Here is a 14,933-nt window from a genome sequence, read left to right on the forward strand (position 1 = left end):
TGCCAAACGGGAGTCCTGCGGTTGCGCCGCTTTTGGCCAATATAGTAAGCCCTAGGGTGCAGGCCGTCAGCACGGAATCCTCCCGAATGTCGGCACGGAAGCGCTTGGATGGGCAGTAGGGGGCAGTTCGGTACCAAGCAGAGGCGGAGAGAAATGAGCACGGGCGGTGCGGTTCAGCGCTGGGTGGCGCAAGTTTGGCAGCGGCCGGCGAGTGAACAAGACGCGTTTTTGCCGGAGGGGCCGCGCTTCTTCCGCTGGCACGGGAGGGAGGCCGTCATCTGGGTCAACATCCAGACAGGCCGCGAGGCAGATCGGGGGCGGCTGATGGTGGCGGCGACGGAGGCGGAGGGACCCGTGGAGGTGCTCAGCTTCGACTGCCCGGGCCGGCCCGGCTTCGTCCTGCCTACCGATCGGGACGGGGTGGTCCTGGTCGGTCTCGATCATTGTCTCTGCCTGTTCGACTTGGAGAAAAGGCTGTGGTCCTCCCCGTTGGTCCATCTGCCGCGGCCGCATCCCCGCACGACGATCAATGACGGCGAGGTGACACCGGATGGCCGGGCCATCGTCTTCGGCACCAAGGACCTGCTCTTCCGGGAACCGCTGGGGTGCTTGTATCTGTACGACGTACCGCAGCGCCGCCTCCATGTTCTGGCCGAAGGACAAACCTGTTCCAACGGCAAGGTCATACGCCAGGAAGCGGAAGGCTGGATGCTCTACGACATCGACACCCCGACGCGCCAGGTGCGCCGCTACCGGCTAGACATCGCCGGCGGCCGAGCGCAGTTCCTGGACGTGGCCCTCGATTTGCACGGGTGGGAAGAATTCCCCGATGGGATGTGTGCGGCGGATGAGCAGTCCGTGATCATCGCTTTCTATCATCCGGGGGACCGGGACGTAGGCCGGGCGGTGCGCTTCGACTTGGAGAGCCGAGAAGCGGTGGAGGAGTGGGAGGTGCCGTTTTCCCCACGGGTGACCTGCCCGCTGCTGCTGCCCCCGTCTTCACCGCCGGGCCGTGAGCGGGCACGGCTGATCCTCACGACGGCGGATGAGGGCATGCCCCCGGAGGTCCGCCAGCGTAATCCGAACGCCGGGTGCCTGTTCCAGGCGCCGACGAGTTTGCCCACCGCGCCGGAACCCGCCGTCGTGCGCCTGGGGGAGGGGTAGGGGAGCAGGTCCGAACATCAGGAAGAAAGCAGGTGAACGACGAAAGGAACGAGCGAAAGGACCGAGCGAAGGGTTCTATCCAGTGGGGTGGTCATGAGTGAGAGCAAAGGATGGTGGCAAGCCGGGGCCGTGGGGGGGCTTTGCGGGGCCGTGCTGGCGTTGGGGGTGAGTCGCTGGCTGCCTCCGGCAGTTCCGCCGCAGTCTCCGACACCGGCGCCCCAAGCCGCGGAGACCCTCGTGGATGAGGGAGCCAAGCAGTTTGTCGAACGCTGCCTGTCCCACATCAAAAATCACCGCCTGGAAGAGTTCGCCCAGGAGGCCAAGCAAAGCCGAGCGGTGGTCGCCGAGGAGGACTTGAAGAAGTTCCTGGAGCGGCTGCAACGGGACCGGGAATTGTCCCTGCGGAGTTTTGGCCCGCCGTTGGGCGAATACGAATTGTTGCGGGTGACGGCGCCCAGTCCTTCGCTGGTCCGCTTCATCTATTTGGAACGGTTCGAGCGCGGGGCCGTCTGGTGGGTCTTCGTCCTCTACCGCACGCCGGAACGCTGGCAGATGGCCTGGGTGGATTGGGGGGCCAACCTCGCCATCCTGTTTGCCGGTCTGTCCTGAGCGCGCCTCTCCCGGCATCCCGTGCTTTTCACCTCCCGATGGTGGATCTTCGGGGAACCATTCTTTGGGGAAGAAACGGCTGGCGGAGTTGGGGAAGCGGCTTTTTCCCAGAAAACAGGGGTGCTGCCACGGTTTGTGTCAGCTTTCTCCAGTCCGGTCCTGGCGGTGATCTCCGAAGGTGATCTAGAGGAAGTGCGACAGTCCGACAGTGCGGCAGTCGGAGACGTACTGACCATCCACCGTCACGAGGCGGTCCGTTGAGCGGAGAAGGCAGCGGGAATGGGGGCCGGCGCTTCGCGCGGGGGCCGTTGGGCGGTGGCCAGGAGGCATTCCGCCTTGCCGGCGACGTAGCAGAGCCAAGCGGCGACATCGGCGGCGGGCTTCCACTGGAGCAGGCGGAGGTACCAGCGCGGCCCGCACCGGGCGATCCGCCGCTGCGCACTGGAGCGGAGCCAATCGACGTGGACCACGCCGCGAACGCTGTGGACCCAAAACTGCTCGGCGGTCAGCATCGCCGTCAGAGTTTCCGGGGTGAAGTGGGTCAAATGGCGGGGCAGGTCCAAGCCGAACCAATCTTGCTGGAACCAGCGGGCCGGCCAGGAGGCGAAGTTGGGCACGGCGACGATCAGGTAGCCGCCGGGAACGAGGAGTTCCCAAGCGCGGCGGAGAATGAGGCGCGGCTGGTGGACGTGTTCCAGGGCCTGCCACATCGTGATGACGTGGAATGATCGAGGGGCGAGCTGGGGGTGGGGCAGGGAGCCGAGCAGAGCGCGGAAGCCCCGTTGTTGCAAGGCATGGACCACCTGCGGGGCGATGTCCAATCCGACGGTCTCCCAACCGCAGGCCGCCATGCGCTGGAGGAACGCTCCGCTGCCGCAGCCGAAGTCCAGCAGCCGGCCGGGGGGTTGGCACGGCAGGCGCCCGCGGCGCTCCGGACAGGGCCGGCCAAACAGCCGCGAAAACCATAAGGGCTTGGGGCGGGGCGGGCGGCGGAACCGGACCGCATGCGGTGCGTAATCCTGGGGGTAGAAGCGGAACATACTCGCCGCATCAGGACGGGGATTGGTGTAGACCAGGCCGCACTGGCGGCAGCGCACCACCGCAAAACGCAAGCCCCGCTGGCCGCCCGGCAACGGGTCTGCCGCCTCCAGCACCAACTCCGCCTCCGCCTGTCCGCAGAGCAGGCAATCCGTCTCTTCCCAGCGGAAATCGTACTGCGAGGAATCCGCCGCGTATTCCACCGGACTGGGAACCACCATCGGGTCGATCACGCCTCCGTGCCAGGTAGCGGCCCGCAGCCTAGCGGAGCGGCAGAGAGCCGTCAATGCCAGTCCCCGTGGAACGGAAGGCCCGGTGCGATTGCCAGACAGTCCCGGCTTGCCCCAAGAGAAGGCAATACAGCGGCTGAATGTGGCTTGCCGCCGCGGCTCGCGTGCAGAAATGGCGCAAAAGCGGGAGAAGTCCCCCCTGGCGCGGCGGGCTGTCAGGAGCGCTTCCCCTTGGCGGCTGGCTCTTCGTAGGCCTTGACGATGCGCGTGACCAGAGGATTGCGGATGATGTCCGATTCATCCAGGTACACGATGGCCACGCCTTCGACATCGCGCAGGCGCTGGACGGCATCTTCCAGTCCGCTTTTGATGCTTCGGGGCAGGTCGGTCTGGGTCAGGTCGCCGGTGACGACGATTTTGGAATTGATCCCCAGGCGGGTGAGGAACATTTTCATCTGCGCCGGCGTGGCATTTTGGCCTTCGTCGAGGATGATCACGGCATTGTTGAGGGTCCGCCCGCGCATGTAAGCCAAGGGGAGGATTTCGATGATGTCGTTGTCCATGTAGCGCTTGACGGTTTCCGCATCCATGATTTCGTTGAGGGCGTCAAAGAGCGGGCGCAGGTAGGGATTGACTTTGGCGACGAGATCGCCGGGGAGGAAGCCGAGGCGTTCGCCGGCCTCAACAGCGGGGCGGACGAGGACGATTTTGCGCACCTGTCCGCTGCGGAGCAAGCCGACGGCCCAGCCGACAGCCAGGTAGGTCTTTCCGGTGCCCGCCGGTCCGACGCAGAGCACGACATCATGGGTGCGCAGGGCTTGGACGTAGCGCCCTTGGCCATCGGTGCGTGCCCGCAGTCCTCGGCCCGATTCCATGAGGGTCAAGTGGCCGGCGGCTTCGCCGGAACCGCGGACCACATCCAGCACCGTCCGCACATCCTCCGCCTGCAAGCGTCCCCGCCGCCGCAGCAACTGCCGCAACTGCTGCACGGCCCGCTCCGCCTTCTCCACCGCTTCCACCGGCCCCTCAATTTGCAACAAGTCCCCCCGCGCCACCAGCTTGACGCCCAGGGCATCCCGTATCGTCCGCAGGTAGCTGTCCCGCGGTCCAAACAGCAGCACCGCTTCCTCTCGGCTGTCGAGAGTGATCGGATGCGTGACGACATTTTCGCTCATGATCGCTTCACCTCAGCAGGACCTCGTTCCAGGCCTATCGGCTGGCCTATCCCTCAGCCGTCCGGCTTCCCAGCTTCCCGGAGACGTTGAGGCTTCCCGAAGACCGACAACGCAACCCATCGCTTGAAAGCTAAAATCCTCATCATGGCCAGAGGAACCGTGACGGAGGGAATTGGGACCAGAGATAGACGACCGGCGCCGCAAAAAGGAGCGAGTCGATCACGTCCAGCAGTCCGCCGAAAGCGGGGAGCAGCGCGGCGGCGTCTTTCGCATGGCAGTCCCGTTTCCAGAGGGACTCCGCAAGGTCTCCTAGCATGCCGGCTCCGCCGACCAGGAGTCCGAAGAGGACGGCTTCGCCCAGCCCGGCGGGAAAAAGCAGCGGCTGCCACTGCCCCAGAAGGATCGCCGTAGCTGCTCCCCCGGCCAATCCCCCCGCTGCCCCCTCCCAGGTCTTTTTGGGGCTGAGGTAGGGCGCCATGGGGGTACGTCCCAGGAACGTGCCGGTGAAGTAAGCCGTGATGTCATTGACTTTCGGCACAGCGATCGCCGCCACGAGCCAGGCCAGCGCTGGAGGCCCCTCCCCGGACTGCGGTAGGAGGCGCAATTGGAGAAAGCAGGAGCCGAGCAGGCCAAGGTAGCTCAGGATCAGCGTGGTGGCCGCCAGGCGGGGGAGGGCTGCTCCGGCATGGGGGTAGCAGGCCATTTCCCGCAGGAAGGCCGCAAGGAAGGCCCAGCCGTAGGCGAAGAGCACCGCCGTCCAGGGGGAGGGTGGGCAGAGGGGGGAAGCGGGGAAGGCGGAGGCGGCGAACAGGTGCCACCAGTTGGCCGCCCAGCACAGGCTCAGGCCCAGGCCGAGCAGACCCAGCGGCGGACGATGGGCCGGTTCGAGCAGTTGCTGGAGTTCGTAGGCTGCACGCCAGAAGACGGCCAGCACCGTGAGGCCCAGCAGCGGATACCACGGCGCCAGGAAGCCATCCAGGTAGAGCAAGGCGGCGGCCAGCAGGGCCAGGACGGAGCCGATGAGCAAGCGGGTTCGGATCATGCGGAGTCGTCAGTTTCTTTCCCCAAGCCGCCGAAGCGCCGCTCGCGCCGAGCGTAGTCCCGCAGGGCTTCGTGGAACAGGGGGGCGTCGAATTCCGGCCAGTAACGCGGCGTCACCCACAGTTCGGCATAGGAAATCTGCCACAGGAGGAAATTGCTGAGCCGCATCTCTCCGGCCGTGCGGATGAGCAAATCGGGATCGGGCATTCCCGCCGTGTAGAGTTGGGAAGCGAACGCCGCTTCGTCGATCTGGGCGGGGGCCAGCCGTCCCTCCCGGACCGCTTCGGCCAGGGCGCGGGCAGCATCGAGAATCTCGGCCCGGCTGCCGTAGTTGATCGCCAGGCAGAGGGTCAGACCGCGGTTTTCCGACGTGGCGGCCACATTCTCCGCGATCGCCGCCTGCACTTCCGCCGGCAATCCCTCCCGCCGACCGATGACCGCCAAGCGGATGTTCTGCTCCATGATGCGGGGCCGCTGCTCGTGCAGATACTTCTGCAACAGGAGCATGAGGAAGTCGATCTCTTGGCGGGGCCGTTTCCAGTTTTCCAGACTCAGGCAGTAAAGGGTCAGATAGGGAATGGCCAGGCGGCAACACTCCTCGACGACGCAAGCCACGGCCTTGGCACCTTCCAGATGCCCTGCTGTTCGTTCCTTGCCGTGGGCCCGCGCCCACCGCCCATTCCCATCCATGATGATGGCCACGTGCTGGGGCAAGCGGGCCGGGTCGAGTCCCACTGTGGCGGCGTAGGCGGCAGGGTCGACAGTCACGCGGCGGATGCCTCCGAGGTTCCGATGCGTAGGGACGGATGCCAGGCGGCCCGTCTCAAGCCCCGCTGTACCCGCCGGCCCCCGACCCGCCAGGGAGGTGGTTCGGCCAGCGAGCGCGGCAGAGCCGGTTCCTTCACCACCATCTTACACGCCTCACGCCGCAAGACGGATGGTTTGCTCCCGATCCGGGCCGACGGAGATGATGGACACCGGCAGGCCAATGAGTTCCGCAATCCGATCGACGTAGCGGCGGGCGGCGGGGGGCAGGTCGGCCAGACGGCGCGCCGTGCTGATATCTTCCCCCCAGCCGGGCAACGTCTCATACACCGGCCGGCAGCGCTGGAGTTCGTAGGCATCGCTGGGGAAATGGACAGTGCGTTCCCCGTCCCGCTCGTATTCCACGCAGATTTTGACCTCCGGCAGGCCGCTGAGCACATCCAACAGCATGATGGTGATCTCATCCGCGCCGGCCAGGGCCGCCGTGTAGCGCACCGCCACGGCATCGAACCAGCCGCACCGCCGGGGCCGGCCCGTCACCGTGCCGTATTCCTTCCCGACCCGCCGAATCCGTTCCCCGTATCCTTCCGGCCCGTCGTTCAGCTCCGTGGGAAATGGCCCTTGGCCCACCCGCGTCGTGTACGCCTTGACCACGCCGATGATCCGCGTCACATGCCGGGTCGGCAGACCCGCCCCGCTCCAAATCCCCGCCGGTAAACTGCTCGAACTTGTGACATACGGATAGGTACCGTGGTCCACGTCCAGCAGGCTGCCTTGGGCCGCCTCAAACAGGATCCGCTTCCCCTGCCGCGCCGCCTCCTGGAGCAAGCGGCAGGTGTCGGTGACGTAGGGCTTGAGGCGTTCGGCATAGGCGAGATACTCCTGGGCCAGGGCTTCGGCATCGAAGGGCTGGAAACTCGTGGGGTGGCCATTGGCGATGGCGGCCAGCAGGCGATTTTTGAAAGGCACAATCCGCGCCAGTCGCTCCCGAAAATGCTCCGGATGGAACAGCTCGCCGACCCGGATGCCGCAGCGCCGCCCCACTTTGTCCTGATAGCACGGTCCGATGCCCCGCCCCGTGGTGCCAATTTGGCCTTCGCTGCCGCTTTCCGCCAGCCGGTCCTCTTCGATGTGATACGGGAAAATGAGATGGGCATGATCGCTCAAAGCGAGCGTCCGGCTCAGATCGAAACCATGCCGCTGCAACTGTTCGACTTCCTCCAAAAAACGCGGCGGATAGACCACCACGCCATTGCCGATGACCGAGATGACATTGGGGCGGATCACTCCAGTCGGCAGCAGGGACAATTTGAAGGTCCGCCCTCCCGCCACGACCGTATGGCCGGCGTTGGCCCCGCCGTTGTACCGCACTACATAATCGAATTGCTCGCCGAGCAGGTCTACGATTTTGCCCTTGGCCTCATCGCCCCATTGCAAACCGACCACGCACGTCGCCGTCATATCGCACCCAACACCTGCCGTCCTATCCCCGTGATCTCCCGGCATGCCTTTGCTAGCAGTAAAAAAGCCCGGCACGCACCGGGCTGCGTCCTTCCATGACCACCCCGATACACGCTAGCTGTCCACGGGGGAAGCGTCAAGGGTGTCCACGCCAAAGGAGCTTCAGCGGCACCGCCCGGAGCTGCCGCCGAGCTACCGCCCCCAACCTGCCGCCCTCCAAACGGGACTCGCCGAACTGATACAATGCCATCAATCGGACCATTCCCAAAACCACGGGCGGTTGCGGAGCGACCCCCGGCAACTGGAGGGCTTCCCATGGCGTCTATCAAAATGATCGATGTGCGGCCTGGTATGGTCATTAGCATGAATGACAACCTCTACTACGTCATCGACCGCAATCTCAACACACCGGGGAACTGGCGGGCCATCCTCTACTTGAAAGTCAAAAACCTGCACACCGGTTCCATCACCGACGAACGTGTCCATCCCGATGATAAAGTGGACCAGGTCTATCTGGAAACCAAAGACTTTATCTATTCCTACAAGGATGGCGATGCCTATGTGTTCCTCGATGCCGAGACTTATGAACCAGTGACCCTGCAAGCGGACATGGTGGGGGACAAGATCAAGTATCTGCGGGAAAACGACCCGTGCAAGATCACGTTTTACGACGGCAAGCCGCTGGCCCTGGAACTGCCCCAAACAGTGACGCTCAAAGTGGTGGAGACGGAGCCGGGAATCAAAGGGGCCACCGCCGCGGCCCAAAACAAACCCGCCGTGCTGGAAACCGGCCTGAAAGTTATGGTGCCCCCCTTCATCGAAGTCGGCGAATTGATCGTGGTGCAAACCGAAGATGGCAAGTATCTCCGCCGGGCCAAGGACGCCAAGTAAACATTCACTTCCGCTGAGATGCTGTCTCAGAATCGTAGGGAATCTGGAACTGGGAATGCCTGGATTTCCCATTGTGGGGAATGTCGGGATTCCGCTAATGGGGAAGTGAATGGATTCACCCCTGAGGTTTGCTCTGGGATTGGCATTTGTTCCAGGCCAACTTTCGAGATGTAGATGTTTTTCATAGTATATCGTGAAAGACGTAAAAAAGGGATGCGGTGAGTGAATGGCTGAGCCATTGATCACTCTGACGACGGATTTCGGCTATTCCGCGCCCTACGTGTCTGTGATGAAGGGGGTGATCTACGCGTTGTGCCCCTCGGCGCGGGTGGTGGACCTGACGCATGCCATCGCCCCGCAGAACATCCGGCAGGCGGCGTATTTTCTGGCGACGGCAGTGCCCTACTTTCCCGCGGGAACGATCCATGTCTGCGTGGTGGACCCCGGCGTGGGGACGGAGCGGGCGGCCCTGTACACCCAGGTGGACGGGCAGCACCTCTTCGGGCCGGATAATGGCCTGTTCACCCTCCTGTGGCGGCAGGCCCGCGAGCCGCCCCTCGTCCGCCGCTTGACCGAGGCTCGTTTCTGGCGCCCAGTGGTGTCCGCCACCTTCCACGGTCGGGATATTTTCGCCCCGGCCGCTGCTCATCTTGCACGCGGCGTACCGCCGGAGGAATTGGGACCGCTCCATCCCCACCCCGTCCAACTGGCTGTCCAGCCCGCTGTCTGCACGAGCACCGCCTGTGAGGGGGAAATCCAAGCGGTGGATGACTTCGGCAACCTGATCACGAACATCCCGGCGGCGCAAGTGCCGCAGCTTCCCTCCCTCGTGACCATTGGGTCCCGTCCGCCGCTGCGCCTGCCGTGGGTACGCACCTACGGGGACGCGCCCCCAGGCACCCTGGTCTCCCTCTTTTCCAGCGATGGCTACTTCGAGATCGCCCTGGTGCAAGGAAATGCCGCCCGGCAGTTGCAGGTTTCCCCTGGCGAATGCGTCCGCCTGACCTGGCAACCCAGTAGCCTGTGACGTTCCCTGGAGGCCGCACCCGCCGTGACATTCCGCGGTTTTGGGGCGGTTCCCCGTCGCCAGGCGTCCTTGATGAGGTCCCCTTACCTCCGCCTGCCGCTCCGCCGGGTGTGGTCCGTCAGGCGGGAGAGGCCCTTCTGCGGGCGCTGCGGCACTTCGCACCGTTCGTGCATCCCTTCGAAGGGGGGACCTTCCGATTGTGCCTATCGCAGCGATGGAGCGGGGAATGATAGCGATTTGACCTCCGCCTCTGCGGTCAAGAGGTCTTGGCAAAGCCCAGGTTCTGGAGCAGGATGGAATGGAAGAGGGAGCCATTGGGATCGGGGAAAGGGAAGCGCCGGGAGGAGGGCCGGGCCAGTCCTCCGTGCGGGCAGCGATTTCCTTCCCCGGTGATGGGGGAAGCCCACGAGGAGCACCATGAAGCGGGTTTGCACTCGCCCGACGCTGGCAGCAGGCGGCGGAAGGACACCGAGGTCCTGGGGCGTCTGGAGCCGTGGCGGGGCGATCGGCGGGATCGCGCTGGGTTTGCTGGCTCTTTTCGGAGTCGGGGGAGGAACCGGAAGCGGACGGACGGCGCAGGCCCAAGTGCGGGAACCAGCCCGGCCCGATAAAGTCACGGTGCTGATCCGCTATCAAATCCTGACTGAGCGCAATCAGCGGATTCTCCAGTATCGGGCCTTCAGCAAGTATCTCGAATCGCTGGGTTTCGTCGACGAGCGGGCGGATGAAGAGGAGCGCGCCAGCGATGCCTTGGACCCGGCGGCCTACCGCCTTCAAGGAGTGATGCCCTCCGCCAACATCCTGCGTGTGCTGGAATATCCGGCGGTGCAAAGCCTGCTCGTCGCGCCGCCCGGTTTTTCCTGGAGCGAAGAGCCGGACCAAGCTGTGCCCGTGCGGATTATCCTCCGGTCCGGTATGACGCCGCGCCAGCAGCGGCTGTTGCACCGGCAAGTGCTGGAGCGCTTGGCAGGGTTCGGCTTCCAGGAAGCATTGGGGTATGACACCCTCGGCTTCACGCAGATCAAGGGGCGTTTGCCGCGGAAGTTTCTGTTGGCTTTGTGGCGGGATTTCCGGGATCAGCCGACGGGGTGGTTCTGGAGTGCCACGCCGCGGGAGGAGCTGCCCTCGCCTTTGCGCGATGCATCTCCGATCCGTTGGGTGGAGGTGCTGCCTGGAGGTGAAGCGGGACAACGGCTGGCCCCGGCGTTCCCCGAAGGGGTGGAAGCCCGCTGGTCGCCGGAACTGCGCGCCCGCCTGGCGGATGCTGCCGCTGCCAACAAGCCGCTGCGGGTGGAAGTCCTTTTCCCCGAAACGATGGAAGCCCAAACCCGGCAGCTCCAGAGCTTGCTCGACGCCAACTTCGGCGGTGCTCTCGCGGGCGGGGGCGGCTCCCCCTTACGCACCAATTTGGCCTCGGTGGAAGGAGTGGTCGGCAATGTCGTGACGATCCACTTCGAGCGGGCGTCGGACGTCAAGCATTTTTCGACGCTTGTCCCTTACCTCCTGCTCCTGCGTCTGCCGCAGTCCGCCATCGCCACCTGCCGCATGGTGCCGCGCCTGGAGCGAGCGCTTCCCCTGGAAGAGATCGTGCGGCAGACCGGCGCCTCGGCTTTGCACCAGCGGGGTTATCGCGGCCAAGGGGTGCGTGTCGTCCTGCTCGTGACGGATTTGGAAGGCGTTGCTGCCGAGATCGGCAAGACCCTGCCGCGCTCGACCCGCTGGATCGACCTGACCAGCGAGTTGAACCCGGACCTGCGCCCGCTGCCGGTGGCGAAAACGCCCGACGAGTGCACGGGCCTCAAACTGGCGCAGGCCCTCGCTGCGATAGCTCCCGAAGCGGAATTGGTGCTCCTCCGCATCGATCCGTCGGCATTGTTCCAGGTGGCGGAAGTGGCCCGCTGGTCGCGCGATCGGGATTACCTCAGCCCCGCTCTTGTCATCCGCGGGCGGGAGATGGAGCGGCAGATTCAGCTCGCCCTGGAGCGGAAACAGCGGGCCATTCAGAAGCGGCAAGAGGCGTTGCAAAAGCCGGGCGATGAGGAGGCCTTGCGTCAGTTGCTGCAACAAAGCCTGGCGGAGGTGCAAAGAGCGGAAGCAGCCCTGGCGGAAACCTACGCCCGCTACGACCGCTATCTCCGCTTGCGGCAAGAGCTGCAAAGCCTGGTTTATGGCGCGGCGGTGATCGTGAATCCGTGGGCTTGGGAGGCTGGCTACCCCCTGGATGGGTGCAGTCCGCTGAGCCGGCAGGTGGAAGGTTTGCTGCTGCGTCCCTCGCCGAGGATCATCTCTCCTACCCGTCCGGTCTCGACCCCGTCGCTGCCGCCGCCCGTCTGGGTCCAGGCCGCGAGTGTGACGCATCAGACGGTTTGGACCGGCCTGTTCCGCGATGAAGACGGCAACGGCCTCCTGGAGTTCGTACCGGCGGGCAGCCCCTTGCCCAGGGACCACTGGAGCCGGGAGCTGAACTTCCTCGCGTGGCAAACCGACGATGGTCAGGAACGGCTCGATCTACCGGCGGGATGCACCTTCCGCTGTACGCTCCAATGGCGGGAACCGCTGGAGGGGGAAACGGTAGGAGCGTTACGCCCCATCTATCCGGTCTCGCTGCGTCTCTGGAAGCAGTTGGATCCCAGCGGGCAGAAACAAGCCAGCGATGAGATGAGTGAAGCTGCCCGCAGCGTCGGCGGGCCTTACCCCATTTTCCTCGGCGGCGGCAGCGTCGTGTACGAGCAGATTCTGGAGTTTCGTCCGGCAGAAGCGGGCCGTTATGCCGTTGTGATCGATTTAGGTGTAGGCCGTTCCTCCCCCTTGGCCGCTTGGCAACGTCAGGTTGAGATTTACCCGCGCCTGCTCGTCGAGACCCTCTCTCCGGGCGGCGCAGCGGGGCGTGTGGTTCTCCAGTCCTTCCCCTCCGGTGGGGGAGGGGTGGGTCTGCCGGGGGACATCGCCGAGGCGGTCACCATCGGGGCGGATGTGCCGGGCCAGCTCCAGCAAGGCGGCCCCAGCATTGCCCTGCGGCGCAAGCCCGATTACCTGCTGCCTGAAGCAGTGGCGTGGGGCACTGCCGCCAGCCGGGGCACGGCAGTCGGCACAGCCATCGGCGGCGGGATGGCGGCTCTCCTCGTGCACGCCGGGGTCTCAGATATCCAGCCGTTCCGCAAGATCGGCTTGGCCGACGGGGCCAAACTCCACGTGCCGCCAGCCTGGCTCCAACGCCTTCCCCCGCGCTAGCTTTCCGGCCCTGGCCTGACTGCGATCACTCTCTTTTCCTCTCGGCTCTTCCCTGGGAACACCCTGTCTCTCTCGGCTTTTCCCTGGGAACCCCCACCGAAGGAGTACGGCAGCATCGGCAATCCAGCGATACCGCAGCGGAGGAACTCCACGGCTTGCGGACAGCCCATCTCCGGAATACTCGGAGGAAATAGTTAGAGGGGCAGCGTACCAGACCCGCCCCATGCATCATGGAGGAAAGCCCGGAAGGCTCCGGCGTTCCTTCTGACGTTTGAGCGGGTCGAAGGATTGCAATTGGGAAAGTTTCCAGCTTCCATCGGGTTGGCGGGTGAAGGCGGCGCGAATGTAGAACGGCACCTGCTTCCCCTCCGCTTCTCCTTTGGCCAGAAAGCCAATTTCGACGGTGTTGGGATCGGGCCGGGTTGCATCTTCCCGTGCGAAGTCCCAGGCGGCGACGCGGACATCGAACTGCCGCAGGAGGTGCCAGAAGGCCGCTTGGCGGAGTTGCTCGCGGGTGAGGCGCACCGGCTGGGCATGTTCCCCCTGGTAAGCGATTGTGTCGGCGATGTGCTGAACACAGGCGTCGGGATTGCGTTGCTGCACGGCCTGGATGATGGCGTGCATGCGCTCGACGGCTTGCTCCCGCGGGCTTTGCCAGAAGTAATCTATTAGGGCCAGGAACAGCAGCACCACGCCGCTGCCCAGAGCGAGAAAAAACCAGGTGCGGTGCCGCCGTTGCAAGCCGATCAGCGCCGTCAGGATCGCCAGGGCAGCCCAGAGCCAATAGCGGCTATTCGGAGGGTCGCTGAGCCATTCCGGCATGGGAGTGTCACTTGGGATTCGCCTGGTGCCGCAGCTCCGCGCCATAGACAGCTTGGGAACCCAGTTGCTCTTCGATCCGCAGAAGTTGATTGTACTTGGCGATGCGGTCGGTTCGGCTGGCCGAGCCAGTCTTGATCTGGCCGCAGTTGGTCGCCACAGCCAGGTCTGCGATGGTCACGTCTTCCGTTTCCCCGCTGCGGTGGCTCAGGATGGCGGTGTAACGGTGACGCTTGGCGGTCTCCACCGCTTCGAGCGTTTCACTCAAGGTGCCGATCTGGTTGACCTTGACCAGGATGCTATTGGCGCATCCTTCCGCGATGCCCCGCCGCAGGCGTTCGGTGTTGGTCACGAACAGGTCATCGCCGACCAGTTGCACGCGGGAACCGAGCCGCTGCGTCAGCTTCTTCCAGCCGGACCAATCATCCTCGGCTAGGCCGTCCTCAATCGAGACGATCGGGTAGCGCTGGCAGAGCTTGTCCCACAGGTCGATCATTTCCTCGGTGGAGCGGATCGTGTCCGGGTTGCTTTTGAAGAAGCAGTATCCTTCCTTGCCGCGTTTTTTCGCTTCGTCGTACAGTTCGGTGCAAGCGGGGTCGAGGGCGAAAGCGACGTGATCGCCGAGGCGGTAGCCGGCCTTCTCCACGGCCAGGGCGATGGTGGCGAGGGCTTCATCGGCGGAGGCCAGATTGGGGGCAAAGCCGCCTTCATCTCCCACCGCGGTGTTCAGCCCTTTGTCGTGGAGAACCTCCTTGAGGTGGTGGAAGATTTCCGCCCCCATGCGCAGTCCTTCGCGGAAGCTCGGCGCCCCGACCGGCATGATCATGAACTCCTGGAAGTCCAGGGTGTTGTCGGCGTGCTTGCCGCCATTGATGATGTTCATCATCGGGATGGGGAGCACACGGGCGGCAGCTCCTCCCAGGTAGCGGTACAACGGTAGGCCAACGGCTCGCGCCGCGGCATGCGCCACCGCCATCGACACTCCCAGAGTGGCATTGGCTCCCAGGCGGCTTTTGTTCGGCGTTCCGTCAAGTTGCTTGAGCAGGGCATCGAGACCGGCCTGGTCCGTGGCATCCCGCCCGATGATGGCCGGGGCGATGGCATCGTGGACATTACGGACCGCGGTGAGGACGCCCTTGCCCCGGTAACGGTTTTTGTCCCCGTCCCGCAATTCCACAGCTTCGTGAGCGCCCGTGCTGGCACCGCTGGGTACCGCCGCCCGGCCCATCACGCCGCCCTCCAGCGTGACCTCCACCTCCACCGTCGGATTGCCCCGGCTATCCAAAATCTCCCGTGCATGCACCGTTCGAATCAGTGTCGCTTTCATGTCCGTTCCAAAAATAGAAGTCCGAAACCGGTCGCGGATGGATGGCGGGGGGCACGCCAGGGTGTCCCCTTTCCTCCTCCGCCTTCCTCAGCCAAGGCCGTGGGGCCTTCCGCTGCTGGCCGGCATGGTACCGCTCAGTTGGCTTACTATCCCGA

Annotated in this window: 13 protein-coding genes; 5 read left to right on the forward strand and 8 right to left on the reverse strand. The window is 64.7% G+C overall.

Annotation, left to right across the window (positions count from 1 at the left end; genetic code table 11):
* Positions 1–153 precede the first annotated feature (153 nt).
* Positions 154–1,164, forward strand: a complete 1,011-nt coding sequence (locus tag H0921_RS05730) for an SMP-30/gluconolactonase/LRE family protein (protein WP_194537061.1) — start codon at positions 154–156, stop codon at positions 1,162–1,164.
* Positions 1,165–1,257: 93 nt separating this feature from the next.
* On the forward strand, positions 1,258–1,773 hold the full coding sequence (locus H0921_RS05735) for a hypothetical protein (RefSeq protein WP_194537062.1): 516 nt from the start codon (positions 1,258–1,260) through the stop codon (positions 1,771–1,773).
* 242 nt (positions 1,774–2,015) lie between these two features.
* Here H0921_RS05735 and H0921_RS05740 read toward each other — a convergent pair whose 3' ends face one another.
* The 6 genes from H0921_RS05740 to H0921_RS05765 form a co-directional block, all read right to left on the reverse strand.
* Positions 2,016–3,044 (reverse strand): class I SAM-dependent methyltransferase, encoded by a 1,029-nt coding sequence (locus tag H0921_RS05740; protein WP_194537063.1) that lies wholly within the window; start codon positions 3,042–3,044, stop codon positions 2,016–2,018.
* Between the two features lie 212 nt (positions 3,045–3,256).
* Positions 3,257–4,216 carry a PhoH family protein gene (locus H0921_RS05745; RefSeq protein WP_194537064.1) on the reverse strand — a complete coding sequence of 320 codons (960 nt, stop codon included), beginning with the start codon at positions 4,214–4,216 and terminating at the stop codon, positions 3,257–3,259.
* A 142-nt stretch (positions 4,217–4,358) separates the two neighbouring features.
* Positions 4,359–5,258, reverse strand: a complete 900-nt coding sequence (locus tag H0921_RS05750) for a phosphatidate cytidylyltransferase (protein WP_194537065.1) — start codon at positions 5,256–5,258, stop codon at positions 4,359–4,361.
* Entirely contained in the window at positions 5,255–6,025 is a 771-nt protein-coding gene (locus H0921_RS05755; protein WP_315851851.1) for an isoprenyl transferase, read from the reverse strand. Before H0921_RS05755 ends, H0921_RS05750 begins: the two co-directional genes overlap by 4 nt.
* On the reverse strand, positions 6,022–6,168 hold the full coding sequence (locus H0921_RS05760) for a hypothetical protein (RefSeq protein WP_194537066.1): 147 nt from the start codon (positions 6,166–6,168) through the stop codon (positions 6,022–6,024). The genes H0921_RS05755 and H0921_RS05760 overlap by 4 nt, the downstream gene beginning before the upstream one ends.
* Before the next feature lie 10 nt (positions 6,169–6,178).
* The gene (locus H0921_RS05765; protein ID WP_194537067.1) at positions 6,179–7,483 is read right to left on the reverse strand and encodes an adenylosuccinate synthase; all 1,305 of its coding nucleotides are present in this window, start codon (positions 7,481–7,483) and stop codon (positions 6,179–6,181) included.
* 315 nt (positions 7,484–7,798) lie between these two features.
* On the opposite strand from H0921_RS05765, the gene efp reads away from it, so the two are divergent.
* The 3 genes from efp (at position 7,799) to H0921_RS05780 (ending at position 12,632) form a co-directional block, all read left to right on the forward strand.
* The gene (efp, locus tag H0921_RS05770; protein WP_194537068.1) at positions 7,799–8,374 is read left to right on the forward strand and encodes an elongation factor P; all 576 of its coding nucleotides are present in this window, start codon (positions 7,799–7,801) and stop codon (positions 8,372–8,374) included.
* A 226-nt stretch (positions 8,375–8,600) separates the two neighbouring features.
* Positions 8,601–9,401, forward strand: coding sequence for an SAM hydrolase/SAM-dependent halogenase family protein (locus H0921_RS05775; RefSeq protein ID WP_194537069.1), 801 nt, complete (start codon positions 8,601–8,603; stop codon positions 9,399–9,401).
* Positions 9,402–9,818: 417 nt separating this feature from the next.
* Positions 9,819–12,632, forward strand: a complete 2,814-nt coding sequence (locus tag H0921_RS05780) for a DUF4200 domain-containing protein (RefSeq protein ID WP_194537070.1) — start codon at positions 9,819–9,821, stop codon at positions 12,630–12,632.
* 228 nt (positions 12,633–12,860) lie between these two features.
* On the opposite strand, the gene H0921_RS05785 is transcribed toward H0921_RS05780, so the two are convergent.
* Complete coding sequence (locus tag H0921_RS05785; RefSeq protein ID WP_194537071.1) at positions 12,861–13,454, reverse strand: MerC domain-containing protein; 594 nt, start codon at positions 13,452–13,454, stop codon at positions 12,861–12,863.
* A 7-nt stretch (positions 13,455–13,461) separates the two neighbouring features.
* A complete protein-coding gene (eno, locus tag H0921_RS05790; RefSeq protein WP_194537072.1) occupies positions 13,462–14,778 on the reverse strand; it encodes a phosphopyruvate hydratase in 1,317 nt (438 codons plus the stop codon).
* Positions 14,779–14,933 lie beyond the last annotated feature (155 nt).

Source organism: Thermogemmata fonticola (assembly GCF_013694095.1).
Lineage (GTDB): Bacteria > Planctomycetota > Planctomycetia > Gemmatales > Gemmataceae > Thermogemmata > Thermogemmata fonticola.

Coding starts and splice junctions, on each gene's coding strand:
- H0921_RS05730 (WP_194537061.1), top strand. CDS start 154: ATGAGCACGGGCGGTGCGGTTCAGCGCTGGGTGGCGCAAGTTTGGCAG.
- H0921_RS05735 (WP_194537062.1), top strand. CDS start 1,258: ATGAGTGAGAGCAAAGGATGGTGGCAAGCCGGGGCCGTGGGGGGGCTT.
- H0921_RS05745 (WP_194537064.1), bottom strand. CDS start 4,216: ATGAGCGAAAATGTCGTCACGCATCCGATCACTCTCGACAGCCGAGAG.
- H0921_RS05750 (WP_194537065.1), bottom strand. CDS start 5,258: ATGATCCGAACCCGCTTGCTCATCGGCTCCGTCCTGGCCCTGCTGGCC.
- H0921_RS05760 (WP_194537066.1), bottom strand. CDS start 6,168: ATGGTGGTGAAGGAACCGGCTCTGCCGCGCTCGCTGGCCGAACCACCT.
- H0921_RS05765 (WP_194537067.1), bottom strand. CDS start 7,483: ATGACGGCGACGTGCGTGGTCGGTTTGCAATGGGGCGATGAGGCCAAG.
- efp (WP_194537068.1), top strand. CDS start 7,799: ATGGCGTCTATCAAAATGATCGATGTGCGGCCTGGTATGGTCATTAGC.
- H0921_RS05775 (WP_194537069.1), top strand. CDS start 8,601: ATGGCTGAGCCATTGATCACTCTGACGACGGATTTCGGCTATTCCGCG.
- H0921_RS05780 (WP_194537070.1), top strand. CDS start 9,819: ATGAAGCGGGTTTGCACTCGCCCGACGCTGGCAGCAGGCGGCGGAAGG.
- H0921_RS05785 (WP_194537071.1), bottom strand. CDS start 13,454: ATGCCGGAATGGCTCAGCGACCCTCCGAATAGCCGCTATTGGCTCTGG.
- eno (WP_194537072.1), bottom strand. CDS start 14,778: ATGAAAGCGACACTGATTCGAACGGTGCATGCACGGGAGATTTTGGAT.